Genomic DNA, 14,960 nt, shown 5'->3' on the forward strand with positions numbered 1-14,960 from the left:
AGGCTGTGGAAGTGCCGATCCGCCTGCATGAGCACATGCCGGATTGTCACGCGGCCGTCGTACGGCCGCAGCGTCGCTGTCGCATCCCTCCGTCAGGCTGCCCGGCGAAAGGGGGCGCCGGCGATGCAAAAGTTCGAGCAGCAGCTGCAACAACGATTCCCGCACTGGTTCCGCGGCCGCCGCGCGACGCTGGCGAGGCCGCTGCTGCGCGCGATCGGGCGTTGGTCGAAGTTCGATGCGATCAGCGGGCACCTGGAAGCGAACGGCCACCTGCGCGACTTCGAATTCGTCCGCTCGTCGCTGGAGTTCCTGCAGGCACGCTATGCCGCGGACGTGGCCGAGCTGCGCCGCATTCCCGCCAGCGGCCGCCTGCTGATCGTCGCCAACCATCCCTCCGGCGCGCTCGACGCGCTGGCGCTGCTCGACGCGGTGGGGCAGGTCCGTCGCGACGTGAAGATCATCGCGAACGACCTGCTGTCGGCGCTCGAGCCGCTCTCCGGCCTGTTGCTGCCGATCCGCATCGTCGGCGGCAAGCCAGGCTCGGACAGCCTGCGCGCGATCGAGGACGCGCTGCGCGAGGAGCGCTGCGTGATCATTTTCCCGGCAGGCGAAGTTGCGCGCCTGGGCTTTCGCGGGGTCAGCGATGGGCGCTGGCGGCGCGGCTTCCTCCGCTTCGCGCGCTCGACGAAGACGCCGGTGCTGCCGGTGCGCATCGAAGCCCGGAACTCCGCGCTGTTCTATGGCGCGTCCGCGTTGTTCAAGCCGGTCGGCACCGCGTTGCTCGCGCGCGAGATGTTCGCTCGTGGCGCGCGCCGGATCGCGCTGCGCATCGGGCATCCACTGCAACTGCCGGAAGGCGGCAAGCCGACCGAAATGCTGCGCCAGGTGCGTCGTGAACTGCACGCGATCGGCACGCGACACGAGCGTCCTGCACCGATCGGGCCTGAAGCGCTGATCGATGCGGTTGATCCGGCGCTGGTTTCGGCGGGCGTCGCAGCAATGGAATCGCTCGGCCAGACCTTTGACGGCAAGCAGATCCGGGTCGGCAGGCTTGCCGCGGGTTCGCCGCTGCTGCGGGAAATCGGTCGCCTGCGCGAACTCACGTTCCGCGCGGTAGGCGAGGGCACGGGCCATCGGCTCGACGTCGACCTGTACGACAGCTGGTACGAGCACATCGTCCTGTGGGACGCCGCGGCTTCGAGGATCGCGGGTGCGTACCGGTTGGCGCGCGGCGCCGTCCTGCTGCCGGAACGGGGGCTCGCCGGTTTCTACACCGCTTCCCTGTTCGACTACGCCGATGACGCGCTGCCACGCATGCAGCAGGGCATGGAACTGGGCCGCAGCTTCGTCGCTCCCGAATACTGGGGCAGCCGCAGCATCGATTACCTGTGGCAGGGCATCGGTGCCTTTCTCGCGCGGCATCCGGATGTGCGCTATCTGTTCGGGCCGGTGTCGATCAGTGCCGCGTTGCCGGTCGAAGCACGCGAACAGATCGTTTCGTACTACGCGCGTTACTTCGGGACGCAGGAGCATTGCGCGGCGTCGAAGCGGCCGTTCGCGTATCGAGCGGCGCCTCCGCAGTTCGGCGAGGAACTCGATGCGCAGACCGCGTTCCGCGTGCTCAAGAACAATCTCGATGCGCTCGGCGCGACGCTGCCCATGCTTTACAAGCAGTACACCGACTTGTGTGATCCCGGTGGCGCACGATTCCACGCCTTCGGTGTCGATCCGGATTTCAGCGATTCGGTGGATGGCCTGATCGAAGTCGACCTGCATCGCCTGCGGGCGAAGAAGCGCGAGCGGTATCTCACGCCACAGGAAGCGGTAAAGGGCGAAGCCCGCGTCGCCGAGGTAATGGAATGACGACCGTGGCATCGACGCCGGTCGCGTCGTTGCCACCCCGGCGCCGCGCCGTTTTCATCTCCGACATCCACCTCGGGTCCAAGCACTGCCATGCGGCCGAACTTGCCGACTTCCTCTGCGGACTGCGTTGCGACCGCCTGTACCTGGTCGGCGACATCGTCGACCTGTGGTGGATGGCGTCGCGCCGCGCGACGTGGAAGGAGGCGCACAACCGCGTCGTGGAAGCGCTGCACGCCCTGCGTCGCGCGGGGACCGAAATCGTCTACGTGCCCGGCAACCACGATCGGCCGATCCGCCGCTTCTGCGGACTGGTGTTGCCGCGCATGGCGATCCGTCGCCGCACCATCCACGTGACGGCAGATGGACGCCGCCTGCTGGTCGTGCACGGTGACGACTACGACAACGCCACCCACTTCGGCAGCCTTCAGGAAAAGCTCGGCGACTGGCTGTATTACCGCATCCTCACCGGCAACCGCCTGCTCAACTTCGTGCGCCAGCGCTACGGTCTGCGCTACTGGTCGCTCGCTGAGTTCCTCAAGCGCCAGAGCGGTGCGGCGGAACGCTACATCGCCCGTTTCGCGCAGGCGGGCTTCGAGGATGCGAAGCGACGCGGACTGGACGGCATTGTCTGCGGCCACATCCACCGCGCCGCATTGTTCGAGCGCGAAGGCTGCGTGTATGCGAACGACGGCGATTGGGTCGAAAGCCTTACCGCGCTCGCCGAGGAACCGGACGGAACCCTGCGGCTTCTGTCGCATACCGGCGACACACTCGCGGTGATGCCGCCGCGCCTTCGCCTGACTTCGCAGGTCCCGGAGCTCTCCCGCGCGGCCTGAAGGATTGCCGTAAGGATCGATTCGAAAGTAGCGCGTGTGAGCCCCGGCGCGGCGCCTGTACGATCCGCACATGGACTCGATCACCCATCTTTTCGTCGGCGGCGCCATCGCGGCCGCCCTTGCACCTGCCTCGCAGCGCCGGGCCGCGCTGCTGGCCGGTGCTGCACTGAACAGTCTGCCGGACATCGACGTATTGCCGCTGATGCTCAGCGACGATCCGGTCACCCGCATGGTCTGCCATCGCGGCATGACGCATTCGCTGCTGGTGCTGCCGTTCGTGGCATGGGCGTTATGGGCGTGGTTCCGTAGCCGCGGCGGGCGCGTATCAGCCGCCCCGGGACGCTGGTTCTGGATATGCCAATGCACGTTGCTCGCGCATCCGTTGCTGGACGCGTTCACCGTCTACGGCACGCAGTTGTTCTGGCCGTTGCAGGCGCCACCGGCGATGTGGTCGAGTCTCTTCATCATCGATCCGGTCTTCAGTCTCTGCCTGGCCGTGCCGTGCGTGATTGCATGGTTTGCGCTGAAGGGTTCGCTGGCGCAGCGTTCGCTGAAGGCCGGCCTCGCCTTGTCGCTGGTATATCTCGGGATGTCGCAGGCGGCGAAGTGGCAGGTCGAACGTGAAGCCGAACGCTCGCTGGCACGGATCGGACTCCAGGACGCGCCGCGCTTCTCGGTGCCGATGCCGTTCAACATCCTCTTGTGGCGCGTGGTGGCGATGACGCCGGACGGCTTCGTTGAAGCCGAGCGCTCGCTCGTTGCGGATCGCGGCCCGATGCAGTTCCACCGGTATGGCAGCGACGTGGATGCGCTCGAAGCCGTGCGCGATTACGCGTCCGTGCAGCGGCTACGCTGGTTCAACCACGGCTTCATGAAGGCGCAGCGGCGCGGTGAACTGCTGGTGCTGTCAGACCTGCGCATGGGTTCGGAACCGGATTACTCGTTCCGTTTCGCGGTTGCCAGGCGCGATGGCGTGCGTTGGCAGGAAATGGCACCCCAGCAATTGCGATGGCCGTGGGAAGCCAGTCGCCGGCTGGATGCGATGTGGCGGCGGATCTGGCGTGCACCTCCAGAATCCTCGCCACCGACATCGCAGTCCACTTCGACGGATGCTCCGGCATACCGCCAGAGGCAAGGTTGACTATGGGGTGCGGGCGTTGCGGCGGTTTTCATCCAGGGCGGCAAGCAGGGCGACGGCCTTGGTATCCACGGATGCGGCAATCAGGTTGCCTTTGTTCATGAGCTGGTCGTAGCGGCTTTCACCGATCGCCCTGCGAAGCGTCGCGACGCTGCGTTCGTAGGTGTACGGATATTCCGCGAATGACGTGCGGTTGCCGAGGACCATGTTGATCTTGCGTTCGCTGAGTCCGGTTTCGCGGGCCAGCTGGTTGCAAGGATTGTCGCCGGCGAATGCCGGAGCGGACATGGCAGCCAAGGTGGCCGCGAGTAGTACGAGCCTGATGTTCACTGTTGTCTCCTGTCGGTGTCGACTTCGGAATGCATCGGGCGGGGGCTCGTTGAACACATTCCGTGGTGACAGTTTCGGAGAATGCTCGCAGCAATTACATCACCCATTGGACGGTGTGACTTTCGTCATCGCTCACGCAACGCATCATCGTTGCGGCAACGCGTGCACAGTCAGCAAGCAAGAACAATCAAAGCGACGCCCGCGTTTGTGCAAGTGAGTACGGAAAAATTTTCAGTCGCTACCTTTGCCACCCGGTCGGGGGCAAGGAACACATCACGCGGCGACGGGCAGGTCCGGCACCACGCCAGCCACCAGCGCATCGAAGTAATCGCGTGTCAGCCGAAGCTGCATGTCCGCGGTTTCCGCACGGTTCACTACCGCGCGAAATGCCGAATTTTCAGGGCGATCCTTCGCATACCAGCCCAGGTGCTTGCGCGCGATGCGCACGCCGGATTGCTCGCCGTAGAACGCGTGGAGGTGTTGCAGGTGCGACAGCAGGATGTCGCGGATTTCCGCCAGCGATGGCTCGGGTAATGCCCCGCCTGTCGCGAGGTGATGGGCGATTTCGCGGAAGATCCACGGCCGCCCCTGTGCCGCTCGCCCGATCATCACCGCGTCGACACCCGTGCGGGTGAGCACGGAAGCGGCCTTTTGCGGCGAGTCGATATCGCCGTTGGCAATCACGGGAATCGACAGCTGCGACTTGATCTCGGCGATGGTGTCGTACTCGGCGACGCCGGTGTACTGCTGGTCGCGCGTGCGGCCGTGAACGGCGAGCGCAGCGATACCGGCCGCTTCGGCGATACGCGCGATCGTCACCGCGTTGCGTTGGCCGGCGGCCCAGCCGGTGCGGATCTTCAGCGTGACCGGCACGTCGACGGCCCCGGCCACGGCTTCGAGGATGCGCGCGACGAGTGCTTCATCGCGCATCAGCGCGGAACCGGCCCAGGCATTGCAGACTTTTTTCGCCGGACAACCCATGTTGATGTCGATGATCTGCGCGCCGTGATCGACGTTGTAACGCGCGGCATCGGCCATCACGGCCGGCACGGTGCCCGCGATCTGCACGCTGATCGGCGCGGGCTCGCCCGCGTGGTCCATGCGATGGCGCGATTTCGCCGTGTCCCAGAAGCGCGGATCCGACGTTGTCATCTCCGACGCGCACAACCCCGCGCCGAGGCGCTTGCACAGCACCCGGAAGGGCTTGTCGGTGACGCCCGCCATTGGGGCGAGGATCACCTTGGGCGTGATGTCGAAGGGGCCGATGCGCATGCAATTATTGTAGTCGCCGCCACGCTGGCGGTCTCGGAGGAAACATGCGTAGTCCTCTGCTTTGCCTCGTTTTCCTGCTGCTCCTGGCCCCGGCGGCAACCCGTGCGGCCGAATACCTGGAGTTGACCGATTTCCAGCTGATCGACGGCACCGGAGCCCCGGCGCGCAGTACCCATCGGCTGGTCGCCCGCGACGGCGTGATCGTCTTGATCGATGACCAGGGCGAGATGCCGACGCCAGAGCCTGACGCGCGCTGGTTGCGCATCGGGCTCAACGGCGCCTGGGTCATGCCCGGACTGATCGACACCCACGTCCACGTCGCACGGTTTCCCGACGCCAGTACGCAGGCGAAGATGATCCTTCAACGTGCGGCGCGTGGCGGCGTGACATCGGTGCGCGATCTCGCCGGTGATGCGCGTGCGCTCGCCGACATCGAGCGGGCGACCAGCAATGGCGAATTCATTGGCCCGCGTGTGGTGTACAGCGCCCTGTTCGGCGGCCCCGACATCTTCCGCAGCGGACCCACGAGCGAAATGGCCGCGGGTCGCCCCGCAGGAGCCGCCCCCTGGACGCGTGCGATCACCGCGAACACCGACCTGCGGCAGGCCGTTGCTGAAGCCAGGGGAACGGGTGCTACCAACATCAAGTTGTACGGTGATCTCGACCCGCGCGTTTCGAAGCGGATCATTCGCGAAGCCACTCGCCAGGGACTGCTGACGACGGCGCACGCCACCGTGTTTCCTGCGGGCCCCGGCGATCTTGTCGAAGCAGGCGTGGGTACGTTGTCGCACGCTCCCTATCTGGTCTGGGAAGGAGCGGATCGCATCCCGGCCGACTATCGCATGCGTACCCAAGGCCCTTGGGAGAGTATTCCGCCCGATCATCCACGTCTGCTCGCGCTCTACCAGCGCATGGCCGAACGCGGCGTCTTTCTCGATGCAACGCTCTATGTCTACAAGGCGATGCGCAACTACTCCCCGCAGGTGGACGCGAGCTGGACCGGTGCGGCATTCGCGTGGGCGGCGAAGGCCACGCGGCTCGCGCACGCGGCAGGCGTACGCGTGACGACGGGTACGGACTGGTTCGAGCCCCGCGACGATGCCGACCTGCCGCACACCCACGAAGAACTCGCGCTGCTCGTCGAAGCCGCCGGGTTCACGCCCATGCAGGCGATCCAGGCTGCGACGCGCGACGGTGCCGCCGCGCTGGGCATGGAACAGTCGCGCGGTACCGTGGAACTCGGGAAGATCGCGGATCTGCTCGTGCTGGAAGCCGATCCGCTCAAGGACATCCGCAACACCACGCGCATCCGCATGACCGTCATTCGAGGAAAGCCGGTCACTCCCGAGTGAAGCTCACGCCGATTTGATGAACGAAGCGACCGCCGCGCGCACCGCATCGTCGTTGTCCAGTCCGCCATGGTTCGTCGCGCGCGTCGCGGCTTCACCCGGGCGCCAGCTGAATCCCGGGCAGCGCAGCTGCTGCACCTGCGCGCCCCATCCGTGCGTCGGCAAGGCGGGAATCAGGTGTTTTTCCATGCCGAGGATCGGCGTTTCCTTGTGCCCTTCGAACGAGCGCGCAACCAGATAGAGCAAGGAGTGGCCATACGGCTTGCAGGTGTCGTCGGCACGTTCGGCGGCATCGGTGAGATTGGCAAGCAGCACCGGAATCCGTCGCTGCGCGATGGCCGTGCCCAACTGCCGATCGAATTCGTCGAGCCGCACCGCCGCCGCCATCAGGCTGATCGAGGCAACATCGAAGCCCTGCTTCAACGCGACGGCGCCCAGGTGCGACTGCACGATCGAACCGGCGGAATGCCCGACCAGGTGAAGCCGGATCGGCGGCAGCGCTGCCCGCACCGCAGGTTTCCGCAGCAGTCCGAGCAGCTGCACCGCGCCGGCACCGCGCGCACCGGAGATGTCGCGCGCGTTGTCCTTCATCTCGTTCCACAGCGTGCGGCCTGGCAGGCGTGCGAGGCCTTCGAGCCGCTCGTTCCACCATTCGCGCAACTCGTCCTTGAAGCGGCTCCAGCGTTCGCCGCCGGTCTTCTCCGCTTCGCCGCGCACCGCGTCTTCGAAGATGTTGCCGAGCGTCTGGAAGGCACCGGTTTCCCACATCAGGAAGATCGGGAAGATCCGATGTGAGTACAGATGCGGAATCCATGCGCGTGCGGTTTCGGCTGCGGCGTCTTCGCTGGTCAGGCCGCCGTGCGCGTAGATCGCGACATCGATGTGCCCCGTGCGTTTCGCGTCCCACAGATTCGCCGCGTGCGGCAGGTGGTGTTCGACCAGCAGGCGCAGGTCGTCGGGGCCGGTGCGGAAGCGGCCGCGCTGGCTCAGCTGGCCTTCGTTTTCCATGTCGATCACGAACGGTGCGATCTCGTGGAAGGCGAGGGTGGGATCGCGAGAAACAATCGCCTTGCCCGCCGGATCGGTGCGCAGCGAAGGCGCGCGTGCCACGCGTTCGTGCTCGGCAGTAACGACGCCCAACTGCACGACCCAGCAATCCATTGCGTTCGCCAGCCAGTCCTCGTAAGGCAGCACCGCGAAGCCGCCGCGGCCCCAACTCCGGCCCCACGAGTTCTGCACGATGAAGCCGTCGCGCGTGTAACCGACGATCGCGAAAGCATGGCCCTGGTCGCGCGCACCGCTGCCGGCCGGCAGTACCGGAATGTCGTCGATGGAAGTCGGTGCCGGCGATCCCTTGGACGCCAGCAGCGTGTCCCAGCCTGTGTGCGTGTACGCGCTGGCATAGATCGCGCCGACTTCGGTGAGCGCCACGTGCATGTCGCGAATGTTCTTCGGATCGATGCGGTAGTACGCGCCCATCGGCCGCTTCACCGCATCCAGCCACCAGTCGCTTTCACCGACATCGCATTTCGGCATCTGCAACGTGCGCCAGAGCCGTTCGGCGCTCGCGCCATGGCGTGACCAGCCCTTGAGTGCTCCGCGCAGCGAGGAACCGCTGTCGCTCTCGTCGCCTTCCTCCGCCCATTCGTCATAGCGGCGCGCCATGCTGTAAAGCATGTAGCCGGACATGGTTTCGACCGGGCGCTGGCTGCGATCGAGCAGGTATTCGATCACCGTCGCCAGCGCAAAGCCGGTGCAGGCATTGCTCTGGCCCTGCTGCTTGGTCGATGCCGGATCGTTGGGTATGAGCCGCGCGTCCGGCGCGATTGCGATGTTCGGCCGGTATTCCCAGTCGCGCAGATCGACGGCATCCGGGCGCACATTGCGACGGCGCGGGTTCTCGCGGCGGATCTCGGCAACCGCGGCGAAGCTCTCGCGGCCCGGCGGCAATGTGGAGGTGGATTCGGCAGCGCGTCGTTGCGTAGCGGATGCCTTGCCAGTGCGCGAAGGTGACCGCGTCCAGCGCCCGTAGGCCGCCGCCAGTTTGCCGTCGTAATGGTTCGTAGCGAAACCGGGCCCGTTGTAGGCCCGCGCGAACGCTTTCCAGTTGCGCGTACGCAGCGCAGGCAGCAACGGCGGCCGCGAAACGAACTTCACGAACAGGGCGAGTTGCTGCGCCGCACTTTCGTACTGCTTCGCGACGAAGGTTTCCACGTCTTCGCAGCCGCAGTACGGGTAGTTGAATCCCATGATCTGGAACAGGCCCCAGCTCGCCGACTGCAGTGCGGCGGTGCGATCGAGCCGGCATGCCGCATCGAGCCGGCGCCACTCGCCCGCGAGCGAGCCCGAGTACCTGCGCCGGCTCCATTTGGGATGGCTGATGTCCGGATGTTCCGAGCTGTAGCGGCCGCCGGTGAGCCGATGGAAGGCGTGGCCTTCGAACAGGACCTTCGGTTTGCCGGAGGGCGCGGGCAAAAAACCGCTGCCAGTGGATTCGACTTCGGCCACGGCGCGCAACGTGGCTTCCTCGATCTCCAGCGCCTGAGCGAAGTCGCGCCAGTCGCTGGCGGCAATGATGCGGTTGTTGGCCGCTGCGGATTCGTGGTTTCGCGGCTGGGTCGCAGTGCTCATGTGCGTCTCCTTGCTCCGGTCCGTGGGTATCCTCGGTGCGGGGTGGATCAGGCATCTGTCCTGCAGCGCGCAGAATGCCACTGCAGCGGGGATGGCGCCGGATCTGAATGTGAAGACTGTACGCAAGAGGCCGGCGGGATTGAGACGCCGGTGCTGAAACGAAAACGGGCCGCGATGCGGCCCGTTTTCTTCACTTCGCTGAAGGCTGGAGTCAGCCAGCGAAACTGGTCAGCACGCCGGCAATCGTGGCGGTCATGAATGTGGCGATCGAGCCGCCGAGCACCGCCTTCAGGCCGAGACGGGCGAGGTCATGGCGACGCTCCGGTGCCAGTCCGCCGATGCCGCCGATCTGTATCGCGATCGAACTGAAGTTGGCGAAGCCGCACAGTGCATATGTCGCGATCAGCTTGCCCTGTTCGCTCAGCACGACGCCCGGCGTCTTGCCATTGATGATGTCCGACAGCTGCAGGTAGGCGATGAATTCGTTGAGCACGATCTTCTGGCCGATGAGGCCGCCGACAGTGGTCGCGTCCTGCCACGGAACGCCGATCACCCAGGCAATTGGCGAGAGCACGTAGCCGAGCAGGGTGCCGAGGTCGGTCGGCTTGCCGAGCGCAGCCGCCATGCCGGTGGCTTCGCCGAGTTCGCGCAGCGGCCAGTTGATCAGCGCGATCAGTGCAGTGAAGGCGAGTAGCATCGCGCCGACGTTCAGTGCGAGGCGCAGGCCGTCGCTGGCGCCCGCAGCCGCCGCGTCGATGACGTTCGCGGTGCTCTTCTCGACTTCCATCTTCACCTTGCCGCGGGTGAGCGGCTCGCCCACTTCCGGCATGAGGACCTTGGAGATCACCAGCGTCGCCGGCGCGGCCATGATCGATGCGGTGAGCAGGTGCTTGGCGTAGTACGCGCCCTGCACCGGATCGCCGCCGCTGAGCATGCCTACGTAGGCTGCCAGCACGCCGCCCGCGATGTGCGCCATGCCGCCGACCATGATCGTCAGCAGTTCCGATTGCGTCATGCGGCCGATGTAGGGTCGGATCGTCAGTGGCGCTTCGGTCTGGCCGATGAAGACGCTGGCGCACACGCTGGTGGTTTCGGCACCCGAAACCCGCATCAGCTTGGTGATCGCCCAGGCCATGCCGCGCACGATCCACTGCATCACGCCGAGGTGGTAGAGCATGCCCATCAGTGCAGCGAAGAAGATGATCGTCGGCAGCACCTGGAAGGCGAAGATGAAGCCGAACTTCGCGCTCTGCGACAAGTCGCCGAAGATCAGCTGGGTGCCGACGCCGGTGAACTCGAGCAGCTTCACGAAGCCGCGGCCGAGCGCGTCGAAGACATCCTTGCCCCCTGGCACCAGCAGCACGAGGGCCGCAAACGCGATCTGCAGGCTGACACCCACGCCGACCAGCTTCCAATCCACCGATTTCTTGTTGGCCGAGAACAACCAGGCCAGTCCGATCAGGACGGCCAGGCCAAACAGGCCGAAGGCGACGCGTGCCAGTGCTTCCACTCAGTTCCCCTGTGCCGGTGACGGCGTAAATTCGCCGCAGCGTAGCGGTGAGGGGCTGGTGCGGGCAACCGAAGTGAGCCGAATCTTCGGGAATCGCAGCCTGCGCTCTATCGGGAGAGGGAAATCCGCTGTGTGGTTCAGGTATCGCGCGCGACGACCCGGTTGCGCCCTTCGCGCTTGGCCTCCTGCAGGCGCTGGTCGGCACGGCGCAGCAGGCGCGAGAGGTCGGCGCCTTCCTGCGGATAGGTCGCGAGGCCGGCGCTGAGGCTCAGGCGGAACGGTTCGCCGCCGCGTTCGGGTTCGAAAGGTCGCTGCAGCAACTGGCGGCGCAATGCGTCGACGCGTTCCCACGCGCTGCCGATCGGTTTGCGCATCAGCAGCACGAATTCCTGGCCGCCGATGCGCACCAGGCTTTCGCCGGGTTCCGCACCCTCGCGCAACACGGTGACCACATGCTTGAGTGCGCGATCGCCGGCGCGATGGCCGGCTTCGTCGTTCACGCGCTTGAAGTTGTCGATGTCGATCAGCGCCAGCGACAGGCTGCTGCCGTCGCGTTGCACGGCGTCCATCGCGCGCGGCGCGCGGTGCAGCAGCCAGACGCGATTGGGCAGGCCGGTGAGGCCGTCGGTTCCCGACATCTCCACCACGCGCTGCATGCGGAACGTCACCATCGCGGTCATGAGCGTGGTAATGGTCAGCAGGACCAGCCGTTGTACCTGCGTGCCTACGGTGACCGCGCCATAGTCGGCTGAAATCAGCTGTTCCGGCGAGGTCGCGGAGTCGAAGGCTACGATCACGAGCAGCGCGTATTCCGCCAGCGCCAGACCGCCCGCAAACAGGGTGACGCGGACGTCGCCGCGCAGCGCGGTCAAAAGGATCGCGAGCAGGTAGCCGCACCAAACCACCATGCTGTTGAGCGCGGATGGCAGGTGATTGAAGGCCAGCACCACCAGTACCAGCGTCGCGGCCGTGACGTCGAAGGCGCTGGTTGCGAACGGCAGCCAGCGATGCGCACGCCGGCTGCGGGCAAGCGACAGCCAGACCTGGGCGAAGACGTTCACGAAGACCGCTCCGCCGAGCCCGATCATGGTTTCGCGCACGCTGCCACCGCTGGCCGCGTTGATCAGCGGCAGCAGCAACAGCAGCAATGCGATGACGGCACGCAGGCGGGCGACGATGAGCTCGCCTCCCGAGCCGACTTCGAGCATCACTTCGTCAGGCTGCGCGAGCAGCAGGGGAAGCATGTCGCGGATGTGGCGGACGAAAACCTGCACGTAGCTTCTCCACGCAGTCGGGGCGGCCGGCGGTAGCATGCACGCCAACGCGAACGATTTCACGGAGCAGGGTCTGCCAATGCGTGGGCAGCGGATCGCGTTGTCCTGAAGGGCAACCCTTCGGGCTGGCGCCGGGGCGACGCTGGGCGGCGTCATCACTCGGGCGTGTATCGACATACACTTCCTCGCTCTTCCTTGCCCAGCGTCGCCCCGGCGCCAGCGCGACCCACTTCCCACACATCGGCAGACCCTCCATGCACTACCGCCGTCTCGGTTCGTCCGGCCTGCAGCTGTCGGCCCTTTCCTTTGGCGCCTGGCTGACATTTGGCGCGCAGATCGGACGCGGCGTGTCGCGCGACCTGGTCGCGGCGGCCTGGGACCATGGCATCAACTTCTTCGACAACGCCGAGGGTTACGCGAACGGCAACGCGGAAACGGTGATGGGCGACGTGATTGCCGATCTGCGGCTGCCCCGCGATGGCTACTGCGTGTCGAGCAAGGTGCTGTTCGGCTCGGCGGTCGATCCGAAACCGACGCAGAAAGGTCTCTCGCGCAAGCACGTCACCGACGCGTGCCATGCCGCGCTGAAGCGCCTTCGCGTCGACTATCTCGATCTCTATTACTGCCATCGCCCCGATCCGGACACGCCGGTGGAAGAAACGGTATGGGCGATGGATGCGCTGATCCGCCAGGGCAAGGTGCTGTACTGGGGAACGTCCGAATGGCCTGCTTCGCTCATTCGCGAAGCGCACAGGATCGCGCGCGCATCGCACCTGCACGCACCGACGATGGAACAGCCGCAGTACAACCTGCTGCACCGCGAGCGCGTGGAAATGGAATATGCACCGCTGTATGCGGAGCTCGGCCTCGGCACCACGACCTTTTCGCCCTTGGCCTCCGGATTGCTGACCGGCAAGTACGCGGCCGGCATGACCGACGATGCGCGACTCGGACGCGAAGGCATGGGCTGGCTACAGCGCATCGTGGTCGGCGACAGCGATGCGCATCGCATGGAGCGGTCCGCGCGCTTTGCCGCGACCGCGAAAGAAATGGGGCATGCGCCAGCGACGATGGCCATCGCTTGGTGCCTGCGTAACCCGCACGTGTCGAGCGTGATCCTGGGCGCGAGCCGGGTCGAGCAGCTGGTGCAGAACCTGCAGGCGCTGGAGCTTTACCTAAGCCTCGGCGAAGACGAGTGGGCGCGCATCGAGGCAGCCGCTGCCTGAAGGTCCGGCACGGTGTTGCAAATCAAATGAGAATGATTATCATCTGAGAAACACCCGAACGAGACATCCGCCATGGCCCAGCGTCCCGTCCTGCATCTGGTGCATCGCCCGGTCCGCGCGGACTTCCCGCGCTCATCGCCGGTGTCGCCGGCGGTCGAAAGCGATGCCTTGCTGCGCGGTACGCGCGAAGTGCTGATCCGGCACGGCAATGAGGTCTATCGCCTGCGGCACACGCGCAACGACAAGCTGATCCTCACGAAATAACGTTCTGCTTCTCTCTCCCCCCGCAGAAGCTTGAAGCCCAGTCCGCTCGGACTGGGCTTCTTTTTTGTTGCCTACAACAGCGTCAGCGGCTCCGGCGGCGGAGGAGGAACCGGAGCTTCCGGCGCTGCTGGTGGTGAAGGCGGCGCGGGCGCCGCAAACGGTGCAGGCGCTGCGTTCGCGTGCGGAGCGGAACGTGGCGCCGGAGGAGCCGGAGGAGCCGGAGGCGCGGGTGGCGCAGGCGGTGGCGGCGGCGGCAGGCGCAGGACCGCGCGTTCGGGCAGTGTCACCTTTGTGCTCAGCACCTTGCGATCGCGCAGGTATTCGACCGGCACGGCGTTGCCGGGTGCGCGCGCGTGCGCGGCCGCCATCACTTCGCGCGGCGTGTTCACGACCTTGCCGTCGACTTTCTGCAGCACGTCGCCAGGCTGCAACCCGCCCATGCCTTCGGGAATGCTGAGCACCAGCACGCCGCGATCGGTGCCGAAGTAATGGCCGAGGTTCCTGTCGACCGATGCGAGATTCAGTCCGTTCCAGCGGAAGGCTTCCGCCAGCAGCGGCATCCGGCAGTCGGCGTCGTCATCGCAGAGTTCCTCGCGGATGATCTCGCGACGGATCTGCGGAGCGACTCCGCCAGGTGCGAATTGGACGACGCGCGCTTCACCGCTGAACTCTCCATCCGGACCGATGTGCATGCCCGGTGCACCACTGAACTCGAAATCGCCGTCGCTGTTGTGCAGCATGATCAGGTGGTCGCCGGTGCCCGGCGTCACCTTGACGCTGGCATTGCGCCCATCGCGCACATAGCCCAGCGCGACCGGCGTTTTTGTGTCGAGCGCGCGCAGGCGCGCGCGGGCATCGGCCAGGCGCGCGTTGGCATCGGAACCCGCAAGCGGCTTGCCTTCAATCGCGGTGATGCGATCGCCGCTGCGCAGGCCGGCTTTCGCAGCGCCACCCTCCGGCGTCACAGCCGCGATGCGCACGCCCGCGCCGTCATCGGGTTCGAGAATGACGCCCAGCACCGGACGTTGCAGCAGTCGTCGTTCGACGACCATGTCGCGCGGACCGGCATGGTCGCGGGAAAGTTCGGCAACGCGTCGCGCGGCGCGATGCAGTTCCTCGCGGGCGGCGGCGAGTTCCTTGTCCTTCGCGGCGTCAGGCGCGGCTTGCGCGAAGGCACCGAAGGCCAGTGCGAGCGCGACGGCTGACGCGAGTGCGGTGGTGAGGGGAGTGAGGCGCTTCATGGACATCTCCACTGATGAATCGGCTG

General features: G+C 66.1%; 12 protein-coding genes. 6 read left to right on the forward strand and 6 right to left on the reverse strand.

Annotated elements, in window-relative coordinates; genetic code table 11:
* The first annotated feature begins 123 nt into the window (after positions 1–123).
* From ASD14_RS02750 to ASD14_RS02760, 3 genes are all read left to right on the forward strand, one after another.
* Positions 124–1,863: a lysophospholipid acyltransferase family protein gene (locus tag ASD14_RS02750; protein WP_200947002.1), complete on the forward strand. Its 1,740-nt coding sequence runs from the start codon at positions 124–126 to the stop codon at positions 1,861–1,863.
* A complete protein-coding gene (locus ASD14_RS02755; RefSeq protein WP_056128466.1) occupies positions 1,860–2,699 on the forward strand; it encodes a UDP-2,3-diacylglucosamine diphosphatase in 840 nt (279 codons plus the stop codon). The genes ASD14_RS02750 and ASD14_RS02755 overlap by 4 nt, the downstream gene beginning before the upstream one ends.
* A 70-nt stretch (positions 2,700–2,769) precedes the next feature.
* Positions 2,770–3,840, forward strand: a complete 1,071-nt coding sequence (locus ASD14_RS02760) for a metal-dependent hydrolase (RefSeq protein ID WP_082538688.1) — start codon at positions 2,770–2,772, stop codon at positions 3,838–3,840.
* On the opposite strand, the gene ASD14_RS02765 is transcribed toward ASD14_RS02760, so the two are convergent.
* Both ASD14_RS02765 and dusB read right to left on the reverse strand, forming a co-directional pair.
* The gene (locus ASD14_RS02765) at positions 3,841–4,167 is read right to left on the reverse strand and encodes a hypothetical protein (protein WP_157474979.1); all 327 of its coding nucleotides are present in this window, start codon (positions 4,165–4,167) and stop codon (positions 3,841–3,843) included.
* Between the two features lie 273 nt (positions 4,168–4,440).
* A complete protein-coding gene (gene dusB / locus ASD14_RS02770; protein ID WP_056128475.1) occupies positions 4,441–5,439 on the reverse strand; it encodes a tRNA dihydrouridine synthase DusB in 999 nt (332 codons plus the stop codon).
* 44 nt (positions 5,440–5,483) lie between these two features.
* Here dusB and ASD14_RS02775 point away from each other — a divergent pair, with 44 nt between their 5' ends.
* Positions 5,484–6,791 (forward strand): amidohydrolase family protein, encoded by a 1,308-nt coding sequence (locus ASD14_RS02775; protein WP_056128478.1) that lies wholly within the window; start codon positions 5,484–5,486, stop codon positions 6,789–6,791.
* A 3-nt stretch (positions 6,792–6,794) separates the two neighbouring features.
* On the opposite strand, the gene ASD14_RS02780 is transcribed toward ASD14_RS02775, so the two are convergent.
* The 3 genes from ASD14_RS02780 to ASD14_RS02790 all read right to left on the reverse strand — a co-directional run bounded on the left by ASD14_RS02780 (position 6,795) and on the right by ASD14_RS02790 (position 12,203).
* A complete protein-coding gene (locus ASD14_RS02780; RefSeq protein ID WP_056128481.1) occupies positions 6,795–9,419 on the reverse strand; it encodes an N-acetylmuramidase domain-containing protein in 2,625 nt (874 codons plus the stop codon).
* 211 nt (positions 9,420–9,630) lie between these two features.
* Complete coding sequence (locus tag ASD14_RS02785) at positions 9,631–10,929, reverse strand: nucleoside transporter C-terminal domain-containing protein (RefSeq protein WP_056128484.1); 1,299 nt, start codon at positions 10,927–10,929, stop codon at positions 9,631–9,633.
* A 137-nt stretch (positions 10,930–11,066) separates the two neighbouring features.
* On the reverse strand, positions 11,067–12,203 hold the full coding sequence (locus tag ASD14_RS02790) for a GGDEF domain-containing protein (RefSeq protein ID WP_162247666.1): 1,137 nt from the start codon (positions 12,201–12,203) through the stop codon (positions 11,067–11,069).
* 254 nt (positions 12,204–12,457) lie between these two features.
* Between ASD14_RS02790 and ASD14_RS02795 the strand changes: the two genes are divergently transcribed.
* Both ASD14_RS02795 and ASD14_RS02800 read left to right on the forward strand, forming a co-directional pair.
* The gene (locus ASD14_RS02795; protein ID WP_056128489.1) at positions 12,458–13,429 is read left to right on the forward strand and encodes an aldo/keto reductase; all 972 of its coding nucleotides are present in this window, start codon (positions 12,458–12,460) and stop codon (positions 13,427–13,429) included.
* Positions 13,430–13,501: 72 nt separating this feature from the next.
* The gene (locus tag ASD14_RS02800) at positions 13,502–13,693 is read left to right on the forward strand and encodes a hemin uptake protein HemP (RefSeq protein ID WP_056128493.1); all 192 of its coding nucleotides are present in this window, start codon (positions 13,502–13,504) and stop codon (positions 13,691–13,693) included.
* Between the two features lie 71 nt (positions 13,694–13,764).
* Here ASD14_RS02800 and ASD14_RS02805 read toward each other — a convergent pair whose 3' ends face one another.
* A complete protein-coding gene (locus ASD14_RS02805; RefSeq protein ID WP_056128497.1) occupies positions 13,765–14,934 on the reverse strand; it encodes a PDZ domain-containing protein in 1,170 nt (389 codons plus the stop codon).
* Positions 14,935–14,960: the final 26 nt, after the last annotated feature.

The organism is Lysobacter sp. Root494 (genome assembly GCF_001427225.1).
Classification (GTDB): domain Bacteria; phylum Pseudomonadota; class Gammaproteobacteria; order Xanthomonadales; family Xanthomonadaceae; genus Agrilutibacter.